Annotated in this window: 19 protein-coding genes, 1 tRNA gene and 2 pseudogenes; 10 read left to right on the top strand and 12 right to left on the bottom strand. The window is 58.7% G+C overall.

What is annotated here, in order from left to right:
• Window positions 1–39: 39 nt before the first annotated feature.
• A pseudogene (locus tag QFX16_RS10300) lies at window positions 40–450 on the top strand (EmrB/QacA family drug resistance transporter); the annotation flags it as partial.
• Between the two features lie 105 nt (window positions 451–555).
• Here QFX16_RS10300 and uvrB read toward each other — a convergent pair.
• A complete protein-coding gene (gene uvrB, locus QFX16_RS10295; protein ID WP_283183829.1) occupies window positions 556–2,571 on the bottom strand; it encodes an excinuclease ABC subunit UvrB in 2,016 nt (671 codons plus the stop codon).
• Between the two features lie 337 nt (window positions 2,572–2,908).
• On the opposite strand from uvrB, the gene QFX16_RS10290 reads away from it, so the two are divergent.
• Both QFX16_RS10290 and QFX16_RS10285 read left to right on the top strand, forming a co-directional pair.
• The gene (locus tag QFX16_RS10290) at window positions 2,909–4,105 is read left to right on the top strand and encodes an amino acid aminotransferase (RefSeq protein WP_046047749.1); all 1,197 of its coding nucleotides are present in this window, start codon (window positions 2,909–2,911) and stop codon (window positions 4,103–4,105) included.
• Between the two features lie 234 nt (window positions 4,106–4,339).
• Window positions 4,340–4,540, top strand: coding sequence for a hypothetical protein (locus QFX16_RS10285; protein ID WP_095128607.1), 201 nt, complete (start codon window positions 4,340–4,342; stop codon window positions 4,538–4,540).
• On the opposite strand, the gene QFX16_RS10280 is transcribed toward QFX16_RS10285, so the two are convergent.
• Window positions 4,537–4,767 carry a hypothetical protein gene (locus QFX16_RS10280; RefSeq protein ID WP_008007186.1) on the bottom strand — a complete coding sequence of 77 codons (231 nt, stop codon included), beginning with the start codon at window positions 4,765–4,767 and terminating at the stop codon, window positions 4,537–4,539. The genes QFX16_RS10285 and QFX16_RS10280 overlap by 4 nt on opposite strands.
• 227 nt (window positions 4,768–4,994) lie before the next feature.
• Here QFX16_RS10280 and QFX16_RS10275 point away from each other — a divergent pair.
• A tRNA-Asn gene (locus tag QFX16_RS10275) sits at window positions 4,995–5,070 on the top strand.
• 191 nt (window positions 5,071–5,261) lie between these two features.
• Here the strand turns inward: QFX16_RS10275 and QFX16_RS10270 are convergent.
• On the bottom strand, window positions 5,262–6,779 hold the full coding sequence (locus QFX16_RS10270; RefSeq protein WP_283183828.1) for a nucleobase:cation symporter-2 family protein: 1,518 nt from the start codon (window positions 6,777–6,779) through the stop codon (window positions 5,262–5,264).
• A 241-nt stretch (window positions 6,780–7,020) separates the two neighbouring features.
• On the opposite strand from QFX16_RS10270, the gene QFX16_RS10265 reads away from it, so the two are divergent.
• Entirely contained in the window at window positions 7,021–7,506 is a 486-nt protein-coding gene (locus QFX16_RS10265) for a hypothetical protein (protein ID WP_283183827.1), read from the top strand.
• Window positions 7,507–7,509: 3 nt separating this feature from the next.
• Here QFX16_RS10265 and QFX16_RS10260 read toward each other — a convergent pair whose 3' ends face one another.
• From QFX16_RS10260 to QFX16_RS10250, 3 genes are all read right to left on the bottom strand, one after another.
• Window positions 7,510–8,337 (bottom strand): arylamine N-acetyltransferase family protein, encoded by an 828-nt coding sequence (locus tag QFX16_RS10260; RefSeq protein ID WP_283183826.1) that lies wholly within the window; start codon window positions 8,335–8,337, stop codon window positions 7,510–7,512.
• A gap of 110 nt (window positions 8,338–8,447) precedes the next feature.
• Window positions 8,448–9,242, bottom strand: a complete 795-nt coding sequence (locus tag QFX16_RS10255) for an exodeoxyribonuclease III (RefSeq protein WP_283183825.1) — start codon at window positions 9,240–9,242, stop codon at window positions 8,448–8,450.
• 99 nt (window positions 9,243–9,341) lie between these two features.
• Window positions 9,342–11,912, bottom strand: a complete 2,571-nt coding sequence (locus QFX16_RS10250; protein ID WP_283183824.1) for a bifunctional diguanylate cyclase/phosphodiesterase — start codon at window positions 11,910–11,912, stop codon at window positions 9,342–9,344.
• 292 nt (window positions 11,913–12,204) lie between these two features.
• On the opposite strand from QFX16_RS10250, the gene QFX16_RS10245 reads away from it, so the two are divergent.
• Window positions 12,205–12,687, top strand: a complete 483-nt coding sequence (locus tag QFX16_RS10245; RefSeq protein ID WP_283183823.1) for an HIT family protein — start codon at window positions 12,205–12,207, stop codon at window positions 12,685–12,687.
• 91 nt (window positions 12,688–12,778) lie between these two features.
• Window positions 12,779–13,117, top strand: coding sequence for a hypothetical protein (locus QFX16_RS10240; protein WP_283183822.1), 339 nt, complete (start codon window positions 12,779–12,781; stop codon window positions 13,115–13,117).
• A 130-nt stretch (window positions 13,118–13,247) separates the two neighbouring features.
• On the opposite strand, the pseudogene QFX16_RS10235 reads toward QFX16_RS10240, so the two are convergent.
• From QFX16_RS10235 to QFX16_RS10220, 4 genes and pseudogenes are all read right to left on the bottom strand, one after another.
• A pseudogene (locus QFX16_RS10235) lies at window positions 13,248–14,183 on the bottom strand (DUF1254 domain-containing protein); the annotation flags it as partial.
• A 143-nt stretch (window positions 14,184–14,326) separates the two neighbouring features.
• Window positions 14,327–15,898, bottom strand: a complete 1,572-nt coding sequence (locus tag QFX16_RS10230) for a sensor domain-containing diguanylate cyclase (protein WP_283183820.1) — start codon at window positions 15,896–15,898, stop codon at window positions 14,327–14,329.
• A 65-nt stretch (window positions 15,899–15,963) separates the two neighbouring features.
• Complete coding sequence (locus QFX16_RS10225; RefSeq protein ID WP_283183819.1) at window positions 15,964–16,755, bottom strand: aldolase; 792 nt, start codon at window positions 16,753–16,755, stop codon at window positions 15,964–15,966.
• A gap of 13 nt (window positions 16,756–16,768) precedes the next feature.
• A complete protein-coding gene (locus QFX16_RS10220; protein WP_283183818.1) occupies window positions 16,769–17,473 on the bottom strand; it encodes a haloacid dehalogenase type II in 705 nt (234 codons plus the stop codon).
• Window positions 17,474–17,581: 108 nt separating this feature from the next.
• Here QFX16_RS10220 and QFX16_RS10215 point away from each other — a divergent pair, with 108 nt between their 5' ends.
• A complete protein-coding gene (locus QFX16_RS10215) occupies window positions 17,582–18,424 on the top strand; it encodes a LysR family transcriptional regulator (RefSeq protein ID WP_283183817.1) in 843 nt (280 codons plus the stop codon).
• 60 nt (window positions 18,425–18,484) lie between these two features.
• Here QFX16_RS10215 and QFX16_RS10210 read toward each other — a convergent pair whose 3' ends face one another.
• Window positions 18,485–19,276: a WaaZ-like lipopolysaccharide core biosynthesis protein gene (locus QFX16_RS10210; protein WP_283183816.1), complete on the bottom strand. Its 792-nt coding sequence runs from the start codon at window positions 19,274–19,276 to the stop codon at window positions 18,485–18,487.
• A 173-nt stretch (window positions 19,277–19,449) separates the two neighbouring features.
• Window positions 19,450–21,207 (bottom strand): L,D-transpeptidase family protein, encoded by a 1,758-nt coding sequence (locus tag QFX16_RS10205; protein WP_283183815.1) that lies wholly within the window; start codon window positions 21,205–21,207, stop codon window positions 19,450–19,452.
• Between the two features lie 81 nt (window positions 21,208–21,288).
• Here QFX16_RS10205 and QFX16_RS10200 point away from each other — a divergent pair, with 81 nt between their 5' ends.
• Window positions 21,289–21,993, top strand: a complete 705-nt coding sequence (locus QFX16_RS10200; RefSeq protein WP_283183814.1) for a murein L,D-transpeptidase catalytic domain family protein — start codon at window positions 21,289–21,291, stop codon at window positions 21,991–21,993.
• Window positions 21,990–22,334 (top strand): DUF7079 family protein, encoded by a 345-nt coding sequence (locus QFX16_RS10195; protein WP_283183813.1) that lies wholly within the window; start codon window positions 21,990–21,992, stop codon window positions 22,332–22,334. Before QFX16_RS10200 ends, QFX16_RS10195 begins: the two co-directional genes overlap by 4 nt.
• The last annotated feature ends 47 nt before the right edge of the window (window positions 22,335–22,381 follow it).

The following is a 22,381-nucleotide window of genomic DNA, read 5'->3' as shown; positions in this document are numbered from 1 at the left end:
TATCAGCCGATGGCATCTACCCCTCATTCGCTGTATGCCAGATTTAACCCGCCGAAATGGCTGTGCACGCGAGGTTTCGGGCTATTTGGATTGGCGAGTTTTTCATCGGGGGTGTTGAACCCGGACTTCGCCGGGCCGCAGTTCAATCAAATCCAGATCATCCGCGCGCTGGGCCAGCCGCTGATCATGGTGACCATCTCGTTGATCGCCACGGCCCTGATTGTGCCGACCAACCCGCAGGTGGCTGAGCGGATGGCGTCGCTGACGGATCGGTTTGGCAGTGAGACGGCAGCGTTGGGCAAGCTCAGTGAAATTGCGCATCAGCAGGCGTCGATCATGGCTTACAACGATGCGTTTCACTTTGTCGGGATTGCGCTGGGGATCAGCATGTTGGCGGTGTTGCTGACCAAGGCGCTGCCGGCGGGATTGAAGGCTGGCGAGGCACATTGAGACCGAGGCGCCCCCATCGCGAGCAGGCTCACTCCCACAGGGATCACGGCGAACCTTGTGGGAGCGAGCCTGCTCGCGAAGAGGCCATCCCCGGCACCACGAATCTCAAACAGTGATCAACCGCTCACGCAACTTGCCAATCTCGTCGCGCATCTGCGCCGCTGCTTCGAACTCCAGGTCGCGGGCGAGTTGGTACATTTTCTCTTCCAGCGCCTTGATGCGCTTGGCGATCTCGCCCGGCGAGCGCAGTTCAGCTTCGTACTTGGCACTTTCCTCGGCGGCCTTGGCCATGCCTTTGCGCTTCTTGCTGCGCGAACCCGGCACGGTGGCGCCTTCCATGATGTCGGCAACGTCCTTGAACACGCCCTTGGGCGTAATGCCATTGGCCAGGTTAAAGGCGAGCTGCTTGTCGCGACGACGCTCGGTTTCGCCGATCGCCCGCTCCATGGAACCGGTGATGCGATCCGCGTAGAGAATCGCCCGACCATTGAGGTTGCGCGCCGCCCGGCCGATGGTCTGGATCAGCGAGCGCTCGGAACGCAGGAAGCCTTCCTTGTCCGCATCGAGGATCGCCACCAGCGAGACTTCCGGCATGTCGAGACCTTCACGCAGCAGGTTGATCCCCACCAGCACATCAAAGGTGCCCAAACGCAGATCGCGGATGATTTCGACCCGCTCCACCGTGTCGATGTCCGAGTGCAGATAACGCACCCGTACGCCGTGGTCCGCCAGGTAATCGGTCAAGTCTTCGGACATGCGCTTGGTCAGCGTGGTGACCAGCACCCGCTCTCCCAGCGCCACACGCTTGCCGATTTCCGAGAGCAGATCGTCGACCTGGGTCAACGCCGGGCGGATTTCGATTTGCGGGTCTACAAGGCCTGTCGGGCGGACCAGTTGCTCGACCACGCGACCGGCGTGTTCCGCCTCGTAATTACCCGGTGTGGCCGAGACAAAAATCGTCTGCGGGCTGATGTTTTCGAACTCGTCGAAGCGCATCGGCCGGTTATCCAGGGCGGACGGCAGACGGAAACCGTATTCCACCAGCGTCTCTTTACGCGAACGGTCGCCCTTATACATGGCGCCGACCTGCGGCACGCTGACGTGGGATTCATCGATCACCAGCAAGGCGTCAGCCGGCAGGTAGTCAAACAAGGTCGGTGGTGCCTGGCCGGATTCACGGCCCGACAGGTAGCGCGAGTAGTTTTCGATGCCGTTGCAGTAACCCAGTTCGAGGATCATCTCCAGGTCGAAACGGGTGCGCTGCTCCAGGCGCTGCGCTTCCACCAGTTTGTTGTTGGAACGCAGGTAGTCCAGGCGCTCCTGAAGCTCGACCTTGATGCCTTCGATGGCGCCGAGCAGGGTTTCCCGTGGCGTCACGTAGTGGCTTTTCGGATAGAAGGTGAAGCGCGGCAACTGGCGGATCACTTCGCCGGTCAACGGATCGAAGGCGGAAATCTTCTCGACTTCATCGTCGAAGAGTTCGATACGGATCGCTTCGAAATCGGATTCCGCCGGGTGGATATCGATTACATCGCCGCGGACCCGGAAGGTCGCACGGGCAAACTCCATGTCGTTGCGGGTGTATTGCAAGTCTGCCAAGCGACGCAGCAACGCACGCTGATCGAGCTTGTCGCCGCGATCCACGTGCAGCACCATCTTCAAATAGGTTTCCGGACTGCCCAGACCGTAAATGCACGACACGGTGGTGACGATGATCGCGTCCTTACGCTCCAACAACGCCTTGGTCGCGGACAGCCGCATTTGCTCGATGTGGTCGTTGATCGACGCGTCTTTCTCAATGAACGTGTCCGACGAAGGCACATAAGCTTCGGGCTGGTAGTAGTCGTAGTAGGAAACGAAGTATTCGACCGCGTTGTTCGGGAAGAACGCCTTGAACTCACCGTACAACTGCGCGGCCAGGGTCTTGTTCGGCGCCAGTACCAGGGTCGGACGCTGAATCTGGGCGATCACATTGGCGATGCTGAAGGTCTTGCCCGAGCCGGTCACACCGAGCAACGTCTGGTGCGCCAGCCCGGCTTCGATGCCCTCGACCATCAGGCGGATGGCTTCCGGCTGATCGCCGGCGGGCTCGAAGCGGGTGACTAGCTGGAATTCAGACATGAAAAACCTCTGGGTTCGCGCCTGTCCGGCCGAACCGGGCAGCAACGGGAAAGACCGCAAACGACCGATGTCGCCCGAGGAAAAAACTGGATTGTGCTCAATGTGGAGCCGATTGCCCTCGCTTTCAAGTCAAACGTCCTACATCGGGTAAAACCTTTGACGATGCCAATCGACTAACGGTCCAGAAATAATCGGAAAAACTTACCGTAAAAGCCGAATCGTCTGTCGCCATCAATCGCAGATGGCCTCTATACTAGCTCCCCGTTTGTGCACCGCTCTAGTGCATTCGGCTGGAGCGCGACACGTCCCTCCACTTTCCATTCAGAGCCGCCGCAAAATGAGCCTGTTCTCCGCTGTCGAAATGGCACCACGTGATCCAATCCTGGGCCTCAACGAAGCATTCAACGCCGACACCCGTACCAACAAGGTCAACCTGGGGGTCGGTGTTTACTGCAACGAGGAGGGGCGAATTCCACTCCTGCGCGCCGTTGTCGAAGCCGAGACGATTCGCGTCGCTCAACACGCTTCCCGTGGCTACTTGCCAATCGACGGCATTGCTGCCTACGACCAGGCCGTACAGAAACTGCTGTTTGGCAATGACTCGCCACTGATCGCCGCTGGCCGCGTCATCACCACCCAAGCCGTTGGCGGTACTGGCGCGCTGAAAATCGGTGCCGACTTCCTCAAGCAACTGCTGCCGAACGCCGTCGTGGCGATCAGCGACCCGAGCTGGGAAAACCACCGCGCGCTGTTCGAAACGGCCGGTTTCCCGGTGCAGAACTATCGCTACTACGACGCCGCGACCCACGACGTGAACCGTGTTGGCTTGCTGGAGGACTTGAACGCCCTGCCGTCCGGCTCCATCGTTGTCCTGCACGCTTGCTGCCATAACCCGACCGGCGTGGACCTGAGCCCGGCGGACTGGAACAACGTCCTGGACGTGGTGAAAGCCAAAGGTCACGTACCGTTCCTCGACATGGCCTACCAGGGCTTTGGCGATGGTATCGACGAAGACGCCGCTGCCGTGCGTCTGTTCGCTGAATCGGGCCTGACCTTCTTCGTCTCCAGCTCGTTCTCCAAATCGTTCTCTCTGTACGGCGAACGCGTGGGCGCCCTGTCGATCGTCAGCGAATCGAAAGAAGAAAGCGCACGCGTGCTGTCGCAGGTCAAACGCGTGATCCGCACCAACTACTCCAACCCGCCGACCCACGGTGCAAGCATTGTCGCCGCTGTACTGAACAGCCCGGAACTGCGCGCTCAGTGGGAAGAAGAACTGGCTGAAATGCGTCTGCGGATTCGCGGCATGCGCATCCAGATGGTTGAGCAGCTGGCGAAGCAAGCTCCACAGCGTGACTTCAGCTTCGTCGGTCGTCAGCGCGGCATGTTCTCCTACTCCGGCCTGACGGTTGAGCAAGTGACCCGCCTGCGCAGCGAGTTCGGCATCTATGCACTGGACACCGGCCGCATCTGCGTGGCCGCGTTGAACCAGAGCAACATCGACGTTGTGACCAAGGCCATCGTTGCGGTGATCTGAGTCGTCGAGTGGTAAAAAAAACGGGAAGCCCTTGGGCTTCCCGTTTTACTTGCCTCAGATAGTTCCCAGCGCAGCGAACGACCGCTTTAGACTGCACGCAGATCAAATGTGGGAGCGAGCCTGCTCGCGAAGGCGTCGTATCAGCCAACATCAATGTTGAATGCAATACCCCTTCGCGAGCAGGCTCGCTCCCACAGGTTTTGTGTACACCCGAGAATTCTGACGAGAGCCAACATGAAAAACGATGACCTACGCGCCGACCGCGATGAGCTGGACCACTTCGTGCCCCGCACCCCGGCCAAACGCAGTAACAACCTGGTAATGCAAGTCGCTGCCGGCGTGTTTCTCGGCGGCCTGGCCTTGTGGCTAGTGCAGCTGGCCGCAACGATGTTGTACGCCAAACTGATGCTCGCCACCGTCACCTTCGGCGGTTAGGCCAGTTCGGTTGCGCGCTGGCTGGCAGCGTCGTCATAGGCGACGTAGAGCGATTCGGCGACCTGGCTTTTGATGGCCTTGGTGCTTTCCAGACCCAGGACAAAACCTTCGGCCTTGCCACCGGCACGGTTCAATTCGTCAGCGGTGCTGGCCTGAGTGATTGCGTCGAACAGTTTTTCGGCGTGAGGGCCGACACCTTTGGGCAGGCTGATCTGAGCGATGCTCATGCGAACACCCCGTTGTGGCGAAGTGTGGTGGTTGGGTGATTCATGGCGCGTACCTTTTCGGCGAATGGCCGGCAGCGCGTGTAACCACTTCCGGGCCGCCATGGTAGACCTCTGAGGCGATTCTGGTAACCGCCCACGGTCGATAAACCACCGTCCGTCCCCATGAACCCATCAAACTGCTAACAGGTGCTTGACTTCTCTTTTTGAATCAGTAACATACGCGCCATTCCGCGATAGCTCAGTTGGTAGAGCAAGTGACTGTTAATCACTGGGTCCCTGGTTCGAGTCCAGGTCGTGGAGCCAGACAGCAATATCGAAAAGCCCCTGAATCGAAAGGTTCAGGGGCTTTTTTGTGGCTCTTCATAAAGTCAAAAGATCGCAGCCTGCGGCAGTTCCTACATGGGAATCGCGTACACCCGTGATTCATCGGGCGAACACAAATTCTGTAAGAGCTGCCGCAGGCTGCGATCTTTTAATCCTCCGGCTATAAACCGTCAGACATGCTCACTGCTTTTCGCATGGCTGGGGTGGTGCTCGTCTGATGCATGGGCCACCTCCACCACCGGAATCTCATTCCCGTCGCAGTCACGCAGTTTGCCTTCGCTGAAATAATCCCCTTCGCGCAACGCTGCCAGATCCTGATAGCGCAGGACGCGTTCAGTGCCAGCCGCGAACACCGACTGCTGATCGGAGTTACCGGCAGTGAGGTGGTTGAAGGTCAGGTTCAGCACGATGGCCATGATCGCCGAGGAGCTGATGCCAGAGTGGAAGATCGTGGCGAACCAGCTTGGGAAGTGGTCGTAGAAGTTCGGCGCAGCGATGGGGATCATGCCGAAGCCGATGGAGGTGGCGACGATGATCAGGTTGACGTTGTTGCGGTAGTCGACCTTGGACAGGGTACGAATACCGCTGGCGGCCACGGTGCCGAACAGCACGATACCGGCGCCGCCGAGGACAGAAGTCGGTACAGCGGCGATGACGCGGCCCATAAATGGCAGCAAACCGAGGATCACCAGAAACAAACCGCCGGTAGCCACCACGAAGCGGCTCTTGATCCCGGTCACCGCCACCAGTCCGACGTTCTGGGCGAACGCGCTTTGGGTGAAGGAGCCGAAGATCGGCGCGATCATGCTCGATAGCATGTCGGCGCGCAGGCCGTTGCCCAAGCGTTTGGAGTCGACCTTGGTGTCGATGATTTCACCCACCGCCAGGATGTCGGCCGAGGTTTCCACCAAGGTCACCATGACCACGATGCACATCGACAGGATCGCGGCGAAGTGGAAGGTCGGCATGCCAAAGTGGAACGGCGTCGGGAAGCCGAACATCGGGCCTTGAGTGACAGACGAGAAGTCCGCCATGCCAAGGAACACCGCGATCACCGTACCGATGACCATGGCCAACAGGATCGACAAACGCGAGATGGTCGCGCTTCCGATCTTGCTCAACAGCAGCACCAGCACCAGCGTCACCGCCGCCAGACCGATGTTCGCCATGCTGCCAAAGTCCGGGGCATGGCTGTTACCGCCCATGGCCCAGCGTGCAGCCACTGGCATCAGCGTCAGGCCGATGGTGGTGATCACAATGCCCGTGACCAGCGGCGGGAAAAACTTGGTGATTCGCGAGAACACCGGCGTGATCAGCAGGCCGATCAACGACGCGGCAATCACCGCCCCGAGAATCGATTGAAACCCGCCCTCCCCGCCGCTGCTGACAATCGCCACCATCGTCGCGACACCAGAGAACGACACGCCCTGTACCAGCGGCAATTGGCAACCGAAAAACGGTAAGCCCAGGGTTTGCAGCAATGTCGCCAGCCCCCCTGCAAACAATGAAGCAGCAATCAACAAACCGATGTCCGCTGGCGAGAGCCCGGCCGCCTGGCCGATGATCAAAGGCACCGCAACGATGCCGCCGTACATGGTCAAAACGTGTTGCAGGCCGTAAGCCATATTCGCGCCGACCCCGAGATTTTCATCCTCAGGCCGTTGGTGTGAAACATGGGGCGTTTTCATGGTTTGGGGGGTTCCCTGGTTTTTGTTGTGCGCACACTGTATGCAAGACTCAGGACAAATGTCTATAGAGTTGTATACAACTAATCAGTCAGATTATGGACACATGGCCATTCCCCACGTGAGACTTGAGCCGCACCTTCCCTGATATGAAGCCAAAACCTCCCGGCAACATGACGCAAGGCAAGACGTGCACTACCTTGATAGAGGTATGCTCTCACTGAGACCACGATAGGACATCGACATGAGCAAGGCTGACCAACTCGCCGCAAAACTGAAGCAAACCCAGCAGTCCAGCGCCGACGAGACAATCTGTGCTGATCACCAAATAGACAGCTGGCCTGCGCAGGTTTACGACCTGTACCACCTCATCGAAACCTGGCTGGCGCCGCTCAGCGAAGCCGGGCTGAACATCCGGCGAGTGCCGACGCACGTCTTCGAGCGTCATGCCGACGGGGCGACCTACGACTACGCCATCGACCAGTTGCTGATTGAAGGCAACCACCACAGCATCACCTTCGACCCCGTCGCTCGTTTCACTGAGGACGGTGCCGGACGGGTCGGAATCCGCACCCAAGGGAAAACACTCTCGATGCTGCGAACCGTGAGCGAACACGGCGAGACGCAGTGGTGGCTGCAAGCGATCGATCAATCCGGGCAACAACCGGATGCAATCGCCATGACCGAAGACAATCTGCTGTCGGTGGTGCAGGAGGGACTGCAGCTGTGAGGTTCAGGGCTGTTGAATCAGCCCTTCAATAACCCGGCGCATCGCCGCCTCCCGCGGCACCCGAATGTCGAATTCGCTGCGCAACAAACCCATCAACTCATCCACATCCGTCACTTGCCGACGTTCAGTCTCACGGCCGATCCGATGAATCGCATAACTGCTGTTGTTCAGCGTGCGGCGCCACCCATCGCCGGTGCGCGCCACCATCAGCTGCCTGGCGAACGACGATTCGGGATGGGTCGAGACGTACCAGTTGCCGACGGCGTAATCGATGTCTTCCTGGCGCTGCAAATCGAAAATGTACATCGCCCGCCATTCGCCGGCGACGTTGGCGCGCAGGGTGTAGCCATCCTCGTGCGGCTCGATGCGATAGGGTTCGTGAGGTGTGAGCTGTTCGGCCGGGATATCGAGCATCAGCGGTGCGGTGGGCACCATGCCGCCGAAGCCGACGTCGGTGATGTAACGCACGCCGTCCAGGGTCACCAGGCTCAAGCGGTGTGTACGGGCGGTCCACGCGCCTTCGGGCTGGCCCATGACCACTCGGCCGGAGATACCGCGAGCGTCGAAGCCCAGCGCCTGGAGCAAGGCCAGGAACAGGTTATTGAGTTCGTAGCAGTAACCGCCGCGACCGTCGTGCAGGACCTTTTGTTCGATGGACGGCAGGTCGATGAGCACCGGCTGCCCCGACAACGTGGCGAGGTTTTCGAACGCGAAAACGCCGGTATGGCGCAGTTGAAGTTGAAGCAGGGTTTCCAGGGTCGGCGCCGGAGGCGCGTCGAAGCCCAGGCGCTGCAGGTACAACGCAAGATTGCTCAGGTGTGGCTCGCTCATCGCTCAGTCCTTATGCTGGGGGCCGGATTTCTCCGCCAATGGGCGCCATGTATAAGGGATAAAGCGGCTCGACTGACAATTGATTTAGCCAATCGCCACACACTTCAATCTCAACGCCGCTTGCGCGAACTCAACCGAATCCACGTCGGTGCATGATCACTCGCGTGGGGCTCGTTGCGAACCCAGGCATCGACTCCGGCCTCCTGCAGATAAGGGCTGAGCGCAGGGTTAAGCAACAGATGATCGATGCGCAGACCTGAGTTCTTTTGCCAGTGCTGGCGAAAATAATCCCAAAAGGTATAGAGCCGATCCTCCGGATACAGATGGCGCAAGGAATCGGTCCAGCCCTGGGCCATAAGGCGCTGATAACACTCGCGGCTTTCAGGTTGCAGCAACGCATCCTTCAGCCAGGATCGCGGGTTGTAGATGTCCAGGTCAGTGGGCACCACGTTGTAGTCACCGGCCAGCACCACGGGATGCTCACTGGCCTGAAGCGTCTGCGCGTAATGGATCAGCCGTTCAAACCACGCCAGCTTGTAATCGAACTTCGGCCCCGGCTGCGGGTTGCCGTTGGGCAGGTACAGGCAGCCCACCAGAATCCCGTGCACGGCGGCCTCCAGGTACCGGCTATGGGTGTCGCTGTCATCACCCGGCAGGCCTCGACGACTCTCCAGCGGCTGAGCATCCCGCGCCAGAATCGCCACCCCGTTCCACGACGACTGACCTTGCCAGAGCGCGCCGTAGCCAGCGGCCTCAAGCTCGGCGGCGGGGAAAGCACTGTCGACCGACTTGAGCTCTTGCAAACAGGCGATGTCTGGCCGCTCTCGCTCAAGCCAGGCCAGCAAGTTCGGCAGTCGGGCGCGCATGCCGTTAACGTTGAATGTTGCGATTTTCAGGTTCTTCATGGGCCAACGCTCGCAACGCAGGGTCGATATCCAGTTGTGACCGGGGGTGCGTACCTGCAGTTGCCTCTACGAGCGAGTCAGGCGACTAAAGGCACGCCCCTACACTGGAAACTCGTCATGCGATGCCTTCAGCAACGGCAGCAACGCCTGCTTTTCCATAGGCCGACTCAAGTAGAAACCCTGCACTTCATGGCACTGGTCCAGGACCAGGAAGTCTAGTTGCTCCAGGGTCTCGACGCCCTCTGCCGTCACGGTCAGGCCCATGGCTTTGCCCAGGTTGATGATCGCCTGCACCACAGCGCGGTCATTGCCGCCGCCACTCATGGACGAGATGAAACGCTTGTCGATCTTGATCCCGTCGAACGGGTACGTGCGCAAGTAACCCAGGGACGAATAGCCGGTACCGAAGTCGTCCATGTTCAACCGCACGCCCAGTTCCTTGAGCGCATTCATGGTCGCCAACGCGCCCTCCACATCGATGAGCATCACGTTTTCGGTGATTTCCAGCTCCAGACGACTGGCCGGTAAACGGGTCAGGATCAATGCCTCCCTGACGTCCTCCACCACGTCGCTGCGGGCAAATTGAACAGGCGACAAATTGACCGACACCATCAACGCACCGGGCCAGGTCAGGGCCGTTTCACAGGCTTCGCGCAACACCCAGCGCCCCAAGGGCACGATCAGGTCAGTCTGCTCGGCCAAAGGGATAAACTCGTCGGGGCTCAGCAGCCCCTGTTCCGGATGCTGCCAGCGCAGCAACGCCTCCACCGAGACCACCTGCTTGCCGCCCATGTTGTAGCGTGGCTGGAAATGCATCACGAACTCGTCGTTCTTGATCGCCCGGCGCAGGTCGTTTTCCAGTAGCCGACGGTGCTGGATCTGATCGTTCATGTGCGGCGCAAAGTAGCACCAGGTCTTCTTGCCGTCGGATTTAGCCTGATACAGCGCAATGTCGGCGCACCGGATCAGCTCATTGGGAATGTGCCCCTGACGCCGACTCAAGGCGACACCGATGCTCGCGCCGATGTGCAGCGTGTGATGCTCGTAATGAATCGGCTGCTGCAGGCTATCGAGCAAACGCTCGCAGAACCGGTCGATTTCGGCGTGGCTGTCCATGCCGTTGAGCACCAGCACAAACTCATCACCACCGAGCCGGGCGACCAGATCGATGTCCCGCGTGCACTCGCGCAATCGGGTGGCCACTTCCAGCAGCACGGCGTCGCCGGCCGGGTGACCGAGGGAATCATTGATCGGCTTGAAGTTATCCAGATCGATCATCAACAGCACCAGCGCCGCCGAATGCTCTTTCTGCGCCAGGGCCTCGTCGAGGAAACGCGCCAGTTTGTTGCGATTCGGCAGTCCCGTCAGGGCATCGTGCAACGACAGATGCTGGATCTGGGCATGGGCGGCGACTTCATCGGTGATGTCGCTGGCCGTTCCGCGATAGCCCAGCACCGCGCCCTTGCGATGGATCGGTCGTGCCGAAACCCGGCAAATACGCTGTTGCCCCGACTGATCGCGATAGGAGCAACGCAAATGGCTGACGGGCTGTTCTTCATTGAGCTTATGCAGCCACAGCGACAAGGGCAGCGTATCGCAATTGAGCAGTTGCCCAATGTCCTGCCCTATCCATTGCTGATCGGAAAAACCGGTGACGGTGGCGAAACGTCCTGACAGGTAAGAGATGCAATGCTTGTCGTCGATTTCCCAGATCCAGTCGGAAGCGGCCTCAGCCACGGCACGAAAACGTTCTTCACTGGCCTCCAGCGCCTGGTTCGATAAATCGAGGCTGGTGTAGCTGGCATCCACGTGCCCGGACGTGCGCAAGACATACCGGAAGAAATAAGCCGTTAACAACGCCAGCACCAACAGCGCGCCGCCCAATGGCGGCAGCAGCGACCAGAGCAACTGATGACCCGGTTGCTCGAGTCGGGAAACCAGACTGTAGCCAGTGTCCGCCAGTGCCACGACTGGCCTGTCGGGCGAGATAGCGTCATCAGGCGCCAGGTTCAAATCATGCAAACCGTAATCGGCGCTCAGGGCGCTGAGCTTGTCAGGGCTTAATTGGTCGACGAACACCAGCACCGAGGTGCTTTGAGGATCGACCGCGGGCCTTTCGTCATTGGGGACGATCGCGGCAGCCGTCAGCAATGCCGGTTTGCCCTCGAACAGCGTGAACTGGCTGACGGGGTCAATGAGGCTTTCCTGACGCTGGACTGCCTGTACCAGCGTCGCCATGGATGCCGAAAGATAGGTGGTCGCGGCCTCCTGCACCTGAAGCCCGCGCACCACGGCGTATTTGGTTTGCTGATGATCGACCACGAAGACGCCGTCGTAGTGATCGATGCTGAACAAGGTTTTGCCCAGGTTCTGCTCGACGTAAGCCCACTGCACATCGACCTTGCCGTTCAAATGGTCGTAGGCGGTCGTCCAGTTTGCATAACTGGCGATGTAGTTTTTCGAGGCAGTGATGCGATTTTCCAGCGCACGCTGGGTGTAGAACGTGGTCTTGGCCAGGTCCTGGGCGTCCAGCCGCCCGGCAATGTTGAACAAGGCCAACAGGGCGATCAGCACACTCAGAACAAACAGCAGGCCGACGACCCACACCAGGTTGCGGGTTATCGGCGTATGACGGGGAGCGGCGACACTGGTAACGGCAGTCATATCCATGCACTTATCCTGTCAATCGATTGCCTGATCGGGATGTGACGCTCGCAATGCTTTTTTACCGGGGCACTCGCCGAACGTTCATTGAACATAGCAGCCATGCTGGGCCCTGGCGCCTGGATAACGCAAGCCATTGCCGCAATGGAAGAACCGTTAACACAACCATTGCCAATCAACGGCCGCTGCCCTGTAATTGCACGCACCCCCGCGTACCTTTTGATGCCGAGATGCAGCGGACACCTCGCTTGGGTACACCGCCATCGTTTGTTATCGCGCAAGACAAGGAAGTCATGACATGCCCCTCATCCCCCAGCACTTCATCCTCCATGAAACCGAACACTGGATCGTCAACCACCGCCTCAACTCGGCCTTGCCTGGTTACGTGATGCTCGGCGCACGAGCGAACGTCAACGCGCTCCACGAACTGCCCGATAGCGCCCTCGCCGAACTCGGCCCGCTACTGGCGAAAACTCAACGGCTTGTCGAAACGTTGTTCAAACCCAAACGGCTGTACATCGGTCGCTACGGACATGTGCCCGGCCATCCGATTCACTTTCATGTGATACCGATCTACGACTGGGTCGAGGATTTGTTCTGGCAGGATGAACGCTACAGAGTGCTAGAGACCTTCTCATCCCCCATCCCGGAAAGCATCACCGATGGTGCCGAGCTGACGCTGTTTGTATGGCGTGAGTTTTGTGAACGGCCTGATCCACCGACTGCACCGGGAATGACAGTAGAAGCAGCGATCAGCCACCTGCGCGAGGCTTTCGCCTGAAACGCACGCCGGCCACTCGTCAACCAACCGGCACTACGCGCCCTGCCCTTCACACCAACATCAGGTAACGACTCATCTTTGGATACGCACCATGATGATCATCAAAATGACCTCGCTGTTACTGGCGGGAGTGCTGTCCGCCATGTCCATCGGCACTTTTGCAGCCTCCGGCGATGGCGCTGATGCGACCGGAACCAAGTCAGGATCAACCGGCGGCTCGACCATGGCGCCCAACAATAACCCTGGCCACCCCTCAAGCGACCATAACGCTAACGGCGGCAATAGCGGATCGGGCTCGTCGGGTGGCGGAAATGGTGGCAATGCCGGCAACAGCGGCTCTGGCGCGGGGGGTGGCACGGGCGCGGCGGGCGGTGGCACGGGCGGTGCCGGCGGCGGGACGGGCAGCTGGACGCGTAGAGACAGCCGATGATTGCAGATCGTCGGCTGCTGTCAGTTGGGTGCTACACACCGGCATGTGACCGTCGGCAGGTTCCACTTGCCGCTCAACACCTCGGGTTTGAACCCATACAAACGCATGGTCAGATTGAACCTACCCTTCGGCCGTTGACCACACCAGTGAGCGTTGGAACTTTCCACGTCTTCAGCGTCTGCGCGTCTTCGGGCACGGCCTGGAGCGCTGCTTTGATTTCAGGGTCCAGCGCATCCATGTCGAACGATTTTCCGGGTTCGATACCGATACGCTTCATCTGCGCCAGGATCGGTTGATCGGTGATGTGCGCAGGGTGCACTTTGAGCAATTCGGCGGCATAGGCGAAGTAGTCGGCCGCCGACATTGAGTCGACCTGGAGCTTGGGCGGGGTCTGCATGTCCACGGCCGGGTCGATTGTCACGCTGGCCGGTTCGGACTTTTTACCCAGTCGGGACAGCGGTGTCACGGTATAGCCAGCCTGAATTTTGTGCACGTCCCCGTAGTCCGCAGCGCCATCGGTCTTGGTGCGGCCAATGACCCAGACAAAGGGCGTAGGCGCCGGCAGATGGTTCAGTCCGGCAGGCACCGTCCCGGTCCAGTCAGGCGGTGTCACCAGAAACTGCCCCGCTTGTGTACCCGTGGTGCGCCAGCCCGGTGAGGCGAACACATCGGTCCACATGTCGAGCATCGGCAGCAGGTAAAAACGCCCGGCCGTATCGGGCGCTGCAATCACCAGCGGTTCTTTGGTCAAGTCCAGCCAGGCAATGGAATACAAGGTGTCGACGTTCGAGCGCACCACCCCTTTGAAATCGGCAGGTGGATACTGCGGCACGCTGACAAACATATTCATCGGACCTTTGCCGAATTCCTTACCCGATTCGATGTTGGTGAATTGCTTGCGGGTGATGTCCATGGTCAACAGCGGGTACAAATAAAGGTAGGCATCCACGCCGATGGCGTGTGCTTCTTTGGCTGTGACGTTCGATTGAGCGTGGCTCGCGAGCGGAAAGATGGCGCAGGCTGCAACGGTTAAAGCAACGGCTGTCAATGCTTGAGTAATCAACATTCTGACGATCATCCGTGCGGTGGGGAGACCTGCCGGGATCGGCAGCGTTACCGCAACTCTAGACGATCAATTGAAGGGGATCTGACAGGCAGACAGCCGGCGGGCCGGGGTGTTGCGCGGGTGAAACACCCTCTCGAGACACCTCAACGATCCGAACGCAGCAGTGCCTCGACACCGCCTTCCATCGACAGCACCGCCGAGCGGTTTCGCCCCGAATGCTTGGCTTGATACAGCGCCGCGTCCGCTCGTTCGATAAACACTTCCATGCTGTCCCGCCCCGTCGGCACAAACGAATAACACCCCAGACTGACCGTCACGAAGCCCGAGGGTGAACCGCTGTGGATGATGTTCTTGTCCATGACGCTGCGGCGGATCTGCTCGGCAATCACCATCGCGCCATGAATGTCAGTGTCGGGTAGCAATACCGCAAACTCCTCACCGCCGTACCGCACAGCCAAATCGGCTTTTCGATGGCAGCACCCCTTCACCGCCCGCGCCACTTCAGCCAGGCAATGGTCCCCCGCCACGTGGCCGTAAGCGTCGTTGTAGCGCTTGAAGTAATCGATATCGAGCATGATCAGGCTCAGCGAACTCGACTGCCGGGCACCTCGGCCGAACTCGATGTCCAGCGCCCCCTCGAACAGCCGGCGATTGCCCAGGCCGGTCAGGCTGTCGTGGGTCGCGATCAGCTTCAGCGCTTCCTTTGCCTTGCGCAAATCCGCCTCGATCTGTTCGCCGACACGCACCTGATAAAGGAACACCCAACCGAACAACCCCACGCCCAGCACCACCAGGGCAACGATGACTGTGGAGCGAAATGCCGTGTCGTACCAATCCTTGAGAATCGATTCCCTGGACGAGGCGGCAGACACGACCAGCGGATAAGTGTCGAGCTGACGGTAGCCATACAACCGCACGACACCATCGACCAGTGAGCTGAACATTGCGTTACCGGAGGGTGCGTTGGGCAGCAATTTCTCGAAGATCTCGCTCTTGGCCAGTGATGTGCCAATCAGCGATTCCACAAACGGCCGTCGCGCCAGCAGCGTTCCGTCGGTCAAGCCCAAAAACATCGAACCGTTGTCATCAATGCTGAAGCTTTTGAAGAACTGATCGAAGTACGCCATCTTGATGCCGGCCAACAAGACGCCCTGGAAATTGCCATTCTTGTCGTTCACCCGTTTGGATATCGGGATGATCCATTCGCCATTTTCCCGACTGCGAATCGCCGGCCCGATGTGCGCCAGGGAGGAGACGTTCTGCTGGTGGAATTTGAAGTACTCGCGATCCGACACACCCGGGCCACGTGGCAGGTTTTCGAAGGAGCTAACGATCCACTGCCCCTTCTGGTCGAACAGAAATATCCCGTGCAATTGATTCAGCGCCTGCACCCGCCGGGCGAACGTTTTCTGCAAGCGTGCCTTTTGGGGGGCGCCGAAACCGTCAGCCTGAATCCAGTCGGCCAGACTGGTCAGCACCAGATCGGCTTGCATGAAGGTGTCTTCGGCCTGCTGCGCCATGGCCCGCGTCAGGTTTGATGACGCCACTTTCGCCAATGCCAGGTCATGCCGGCGCGACTGCTCCAGTTGCAGGTAAAGCAAACCGCACAGGCTCAGGCACACGACCGCAATAAACAGTACCGCTGCTTTGCGCAGAGGTAACCGTTTCAACGTGACGCCGGTGGCGTTGTGCGGATCGTGAAGAGGGATAGACAAAAGCGCGTCCTGTAAGGGTAAGGCATGGGTAACACCCCAAAACCCTTATTTTTTGTGAGCTTAGTCTACGGGGGGGTATGGGGCAAATGTCCTTTGGCTAGTCGCCGCATCGCGCTGTGCAAATGCGCCCGTGCACTTTCTGCATCCCCCAGGCGCATTTGCTCATAGGCCCGCTGAGCAATCTCATGGGGCACCGGCTTGAGTTCACGCTGGGTCGCCATCGCCATCAACTGCACCTGGGCGGCACGCTCAAGGTAATACAGATCGTCCCAGGCTTCGGCGATGGTTGGCCCGGCGACGATCACCCCGTGGTTCTTCAAAAACAGAATGTCGGCATCGCCCATGACGCTGGCAATCCGGTCGCCTTCAGACTCGTCGAGCGCCAGACCGTTGTAGTCCTCGTCCACCGCCGTACGGCCGTAGAATTTCAAGGCCGTTTGCCCCAGCCACAACAGCGGCGGACCTTGCAGCAGGCACAACGCCGTGGCGTGAGGCATATGCGTGTGAAACGCCACTTTCACCCTCGGCAGCTGTTTGTGCAGTCGCGCGTGGATATAGAACGCGGTCGCTTCCGGCAGCCCTTCGCCCACCACGACGTTGCCGTGAAAATCGCAGACCAGCAGGTTGTCAGCGGTGACTTCTTCGAACGCGTAGCCGTAGGGGTTCACGAAAAACAGATCATCCCGACCCGGCACCATGGCGGAAAAATGGTTACAGATGCCCTCCTCCAAACCGTGCAGCGCCGCCAATTGAAAGCACGCCGCCAATTCCGTGCGAGCGGCGATGGCGGCCTCCGAATCGAGATTCAGATCGGCGTAACGCGAGGGACGGGAACTGCCTGCAAGGGTGTGGGCCATGACGACTCCGTGTTTACCAGCCAAGGGATGTGAACAAGGGCACGACCTGGTCCAGCGTGCTTAATATCGCATCGGGTTGATAGTCCGGCAGCAACTGCCGACCCGTGCTGCGGTCAATCCAGACGCAGCGAAAGTGCATGTCGCGGGCGGCGGTATGGTCCAGCATCGGGCTGGCGCAGATGTGCACCACCTGATCACGACTGACGCCGAGCTGTTCATGAGCGTAGTCAAATAACCGCGGATCCGGCTTATAAGCACCGGCCTGCTGAGCGGTGATGACCCGGTCGATATGCCCACCGAGCTGCGCAACGTTCCCGGCAATGATGTCGTCATCGGTGTTGGACACGATGCATAACTTGAACCCCATCGCCTTAAGCCGCGCGAGCGTCTCGACCACTTCGGGGAACGGCGGCATCCGCGGGATCGCCCCGGCCAGCCGCTGACTGTCTTCGGGCGCGCTCGCCAGCCCCAACTCCTCCAGAGCGAGGTGCAAGCCCTGCGCGCTCAACTGGCGAAACGAGCGATGCGGCGGGATCTGCTCCAGTCGGTGTTCATGCCGGTCGTACACCTCAATCAGGCGATCGACATCAACGGCGTGGTCGCCCTTGTCGCGCAAAATATCGGCGACCACGGTCTTCAAGCCTTCATCCCACTGAATCAGCGTGCCGTAGCAATCGAAGGTCAGCCACTCGGGGCGCGGGGTGTTTTTGAGTGTCATGTTCGTGTCCTCTGAAAGGTGATCTTCAGACTACGAGCCATTAGTGATAGTGTGAAATTAAATTAATATCTACTTGTCAGTGGCAAATCGAATATCAAGGAAGCCGCCATGCTCGACCTCGAATTGCTCAAGACCTTCGTCTGCGTGGTCGACGAAGGCAGCTTTACCCGCGCCGCCGAGCGTGTGCATCGGACCCAATCCACGGTGAGCCAACAGATTCGTAAACTCGAAGAACTGGTCGGGCATTCGCTGTTGCTGCGTGATCGGACCGGGCAGAACGTCAGTGTCACTGAGCATGGCGAACTGCTGATTCACTATGCCCGGCGCTTGCTGGCGTTGTCCTCTGAAGCGGTTGAAGCGTTGGCCAGCGACCTCGATCTGGAAATTTTGCGCATTGGTGTACCGGAGGATTTCGACGCTCGGCGCCTGGCGGTCATTCTCGCCGGCTTCAACCGGGCCAGACCTGAAGCGCGCCTGGAAACCATCAGTGGCATGAGCACCGATCTCAAACAGAAACTGAGCGCGGGCACCGTAGACATTGCGCTGATCAAGCGCGAACCGGACAGCGGGCCGTGCTGGGCAGCCTGGCCGGAAGTGTTGGTGTGGGTCAAAGGTGCAGGCGTGGATTCAGCCAACGGGGTATTGCCATTGGCGCTGTTCCCGCAGGGCTGCATTTACCGCCAACGGGCCATCCGCCTGCTGGATGTGGCTCAGCGTCCCTGGCGGGTTGCGTTTGGCAGTCATAGCCTGACAGGCATTCAAGCCGCGGTGGCTTCAGGTCTGGGCGTGTCGGTGCTGCCCGCTTCGGCGGTATTGCCTGAGCACAGCGTGTGCACCGACCTGCCCGAACTGCCGCCGACGGAGTTGGCGTTGATCAGCCGCGAGGGAGCGCTGACCGGGTTGCAGCGGGCTTTGGTGGAGTTTTTGCGCGAGGAACTGGGCCAGACATAATCACCAGGCAAAAAAATGGGCGCCTCGAGGGCGCCCATTTCAATAAGGCACGAACAACCTTTAGATCAATTTGTCGATCTCATCCAGCGTCACCCGGGGAATGAGTTCACCCGGAATCCTTGAGGAACTGGACAAGTTGTAGACCTGAAAATCTTCATCCACGACGTACTTCGACAAGATCTCGAACGACGGCAGGATTCTCGTATAAAAATGCTGATCGAGCATGCAGGGTGAGGCGAACGCATCACCCCCTTCGTAAAAACGGTTTATAGATTGATTCAAGTCGACGCCGACCAAAAACACCTTGGTAAACCCCACGTGATAGGCAATCTGTAACGCCAGATAAGCCACCGTACGGGCATCAAAAAAACCGCGTTTAAGATTCTTGCTGAAACCAAGGGTTCTATTGCGGCCATTTCCGAGTTTGCGATTTCTGACGAGTTCTTTATCCGCCCTGAAAACCAGGTCCGTCCAGGAGAGCTTGGGTGCTCGGCCGAGTAAATACAGTTCGCCCTCAGGCGCTACCGTCGTATGCCAGATGTGCTCTTGCCACAGTGCAACCCGCTGACTAATACGCATGGCCTGTGAAAACAGTTCGGGTTGCTGTTGGGAAAAGCCTTGATCCGTACAGGCATAAAAGAACGGCTTGATACCTGTCCTGGAGAACATGGAGATGGCACCATTCATCGTGATCATCGGAACGTCTGCAAACCTTTCCTGCGGAAAATCTTTAGCGGACGCCCCCGAGGCAATGATAAACACAGCACCTTTTTGGATGTTGCGGCACTCATCGAGGTCATGCGCATGAAGCATACCGGTGATGAGTGACGAGTTTTTTTGCGCAACATCCATCTTCAATTTCCTATCCCTTGATATTGAGCGGTGGCTATTTTGCATTGTGATAGTTTTCAACGGGTGAGCCAACAACTTGGCTTCACCACCCTCGGAATCTGCGACGGAGCGCAAAGGTTGACGAAGAGCGCTTGCATCGAAGGTGCATCAATAACCCGCAAGTCCCGCTTCCTTCACGGCCATTGCCGGTTTTGCCCCGCCGCCACAGCGGAAGTTCCTGCTCGTCGCACATCCTGAACGGGCAGTTCCGAAGGCAGATTCAACCCCCGAAGTACTGCGGAATCGTACCCGTAGACATCGGGTTTAAACATCACTCGACCATCATTGCTCAGGTCCACCGTCCAGTAAGCCAACAGCACCGGCACCTTGACGGGAAGTCTGATGTTTTCGGTCTTGCCGTTCGCCAACTGGGCCTGTATCCCGGCACTGCTCCAACGAACCGGGTCGTTGAACAGTAGCTCTACTAACTGCAGTGGCTTCTCCACTCGTATGCAGCCTGAACTGGTGGCACGGCGTGATTGCGCAAACAACTCGCGATGCGGCGTGTCGTGGAGGTAAATCGAATAGTCATTGGGAAACCGAATGACCACCTGCCCCAGCGAATTATCCGGCCCGGCATCCTGTCGCAGCGTGATACCGCGCGCGTTATCCCAGTCGACGGTCGACGGATCGAGCACATTCCCCTCTCGATCAAGCGCTCTTATACGGTTGGCGGCAAGGTAGCCAGGATCTCGTTGAATCTTCGGCAACATGTCTTTGACGAGGATCGTCGGTGGCACGGTCCAGGTGGGGTTGAACGTCACGTAAGTAATCTCGGATTGAAACACCGGCGTACTGCGGAACGGCTTACCGACCTGAACCCGGGAACGCCATATCGCCTTACCGTCGCGATAAAGCGCCACCTTGTAACCCGCAATATCAACGATGACAAAAGTGCCCTGAAGTTTGTACAGCAACCAACGCGCGCGCTCCATGTTCACCCGAACCTGGTCTATCCGCGCCTCTACGGGCACATTCAACGCAGCCAGTGTCGCGGCCCCCGCCACGCCATCCGCCCCCAGGTATTGCTCGGTCTGATACTTTTTCACCGCCGCGGTGACGTTGTCGTCGTAATCAGTGCGTTGCTTCTTTGATGGGGCCAGATACCCCCCCACCACTAACCGTGCTCGCAACTGCGCGACAGAGGCGTCATCCATGCCTGGCTTGAGCGCTTGGCCTTCGGCTATCTTCGGCCAGCCGCCAGCGTCCCGAACCTTGCGCAGTTGCGCCAGGCCCACGCGCAGGCTGCGGTAAACCGCCTCTTGTGGTGGCGCTTCGGCGAAAGCGCGCGCCACGTCATGAGCATCGAGCGCAACGAACAAGTTATTCATGTCTCCACGAGGATCGGCACCGACAGGGTCGAAATTCCAATGGATGTCCAGACGTGAAGGGTCAACCTTGCCGCGCCGCAACTGCAGCAGCGCCGTGATAAAGGTGCGGGTGGCCGCGATATCGAACGCCGCCCGTTGCGCCACCGTCGGCTCTGCTGCCTGCATCGATGCTCTGGCCTTCGTCAACTCATCAATATGAAAGTCCGCAGGGTCCAACCCATCGGCCTGGGTCTCGCTCAGGCTTTTCAACAACTGGATGACATCGCTGTCATTCGCCCAGGCCGATCGATAACCCCGATGCATGTAAAAATCCATGACCACGCGACCCGGATCCACCCGTTGATGACCACGGGAAGTGAGCAAGGGTGGAAACGATGAACTCAAGGGCTCCAGTGCCGCCTGAATCGTTTGAGCGACGTAATCGTCAGGCGCTGCGCCAGTTCCGCTAATGACTGGAGATGCCGCCTCAATCGGCGAAGTTTCAGCATTCGCTGCGCCGCTGATCAGAAAGCCCATAAAAAAGATGCGGCTTATGACGAATAACCTTGTTAACTGCCCCATGGATAATCCTTAATCGCCCCGGATTCAACGGCTAGCATCCTGCACACTGCTAGACTCGAAACATTAATGTGAGACTTACAAATGGCGCTAGACCGCTTTGGTTTCCTATTCACGGCCCTGCTGCTGACGTCAGTTTCGGTACCGGCAGCCTACGCCGATTCGCTTGCAGCCGCGCTGCTCAAAGCAGCACCGGGCGCCAACGCCAAAGTCATCGGACTGGCCGTACGCGCTACCCAGTGCAGCTTGGCCCAAGGTAAAGCACCTGTCCAAAGACTTGCTGTTATCGACTACTCACTGCCTTCGACCGAACAACGGTTGTGGGTGTTCGATCTGAAGAAACGTAAATTACTGTTCCACGAACTGGTCGCCCACGGTCGCAACAGCGGCGAGAACATGGCGGTCAAGTTCTCCAACCAGAATGAAAGCTTTGCCACCAGCCTCGGTTTGTACCGCACCCAGTCGAGCTATGTCGGCCAGAACGGTTATTCCTTGCGCATGGAAGGTCTGGAGCCGGGTTTCAACGACAACGCATTTGAACGGGCGATCGTTATTCACGGGGCGCCCTATGTCAGTCCGGTTCTTGCCCGAACCAATGGCCGGATTGGTAGAAGCCTGGGCTGTCCGGCTGTGCGGCCGGCGATTGCGCATAAGTTGATTGATTCGATGAAGGATGGGCAGTTGTTGTTTTCTTATTATCCGGATCAACGCTGGTTGAAGTCGTCTTCGTATATCAATTGCGGTGGCGGCACTGTGGCTGATGCGTCCAGGCCCAATAAAAGCTCTTGACCCCGGAACAGAAAGCAAGTGTACGCATAGCACTGGCTGAGGCGTTTGTAGACAATCCGGTCGACTACGCCTACATCGCCGAGCAAATTCGGCCATACGACTTAGAAGCCGTGAAAGACATCCTTTACGCAGAAGTCGCACCGGTCTGTTTCTGGAACCTGGAAGTGGCCGTCCCACCCATCTGGACGGGTTTCAAGGATGACTGGCTACTGAGTGAAATCGAAAAAACATTGAACGCACGAGCGTCGAGTCCGGTTCGTCGCACCTTCGCGAAAGTGAAAATCGCTTGGCTGCGCTACAGCTACGGATATGTCTGGAAGGAAATTCGGGAGTATTTATAAGCTTCTGGTGTTATCCATCGCCCCCACCCATTCCCCCACTGAGTCTC

Source organism: Pseudomonas svalbardensis, assembly GCF_030053115.1.
Lineage (GTDB): Bacteria > Pseudomonadota > Gammaproteobacteria > Pseudomonadales > Pseudomonadaceae > Aquipseudomonas > Aquipseudomonas svalbardensis.
The sequence above is the reverse complement of the archived record's forward strand: the minus strand, read 5'-3'. Positions and strand labels throughout refer to the sequence as shown.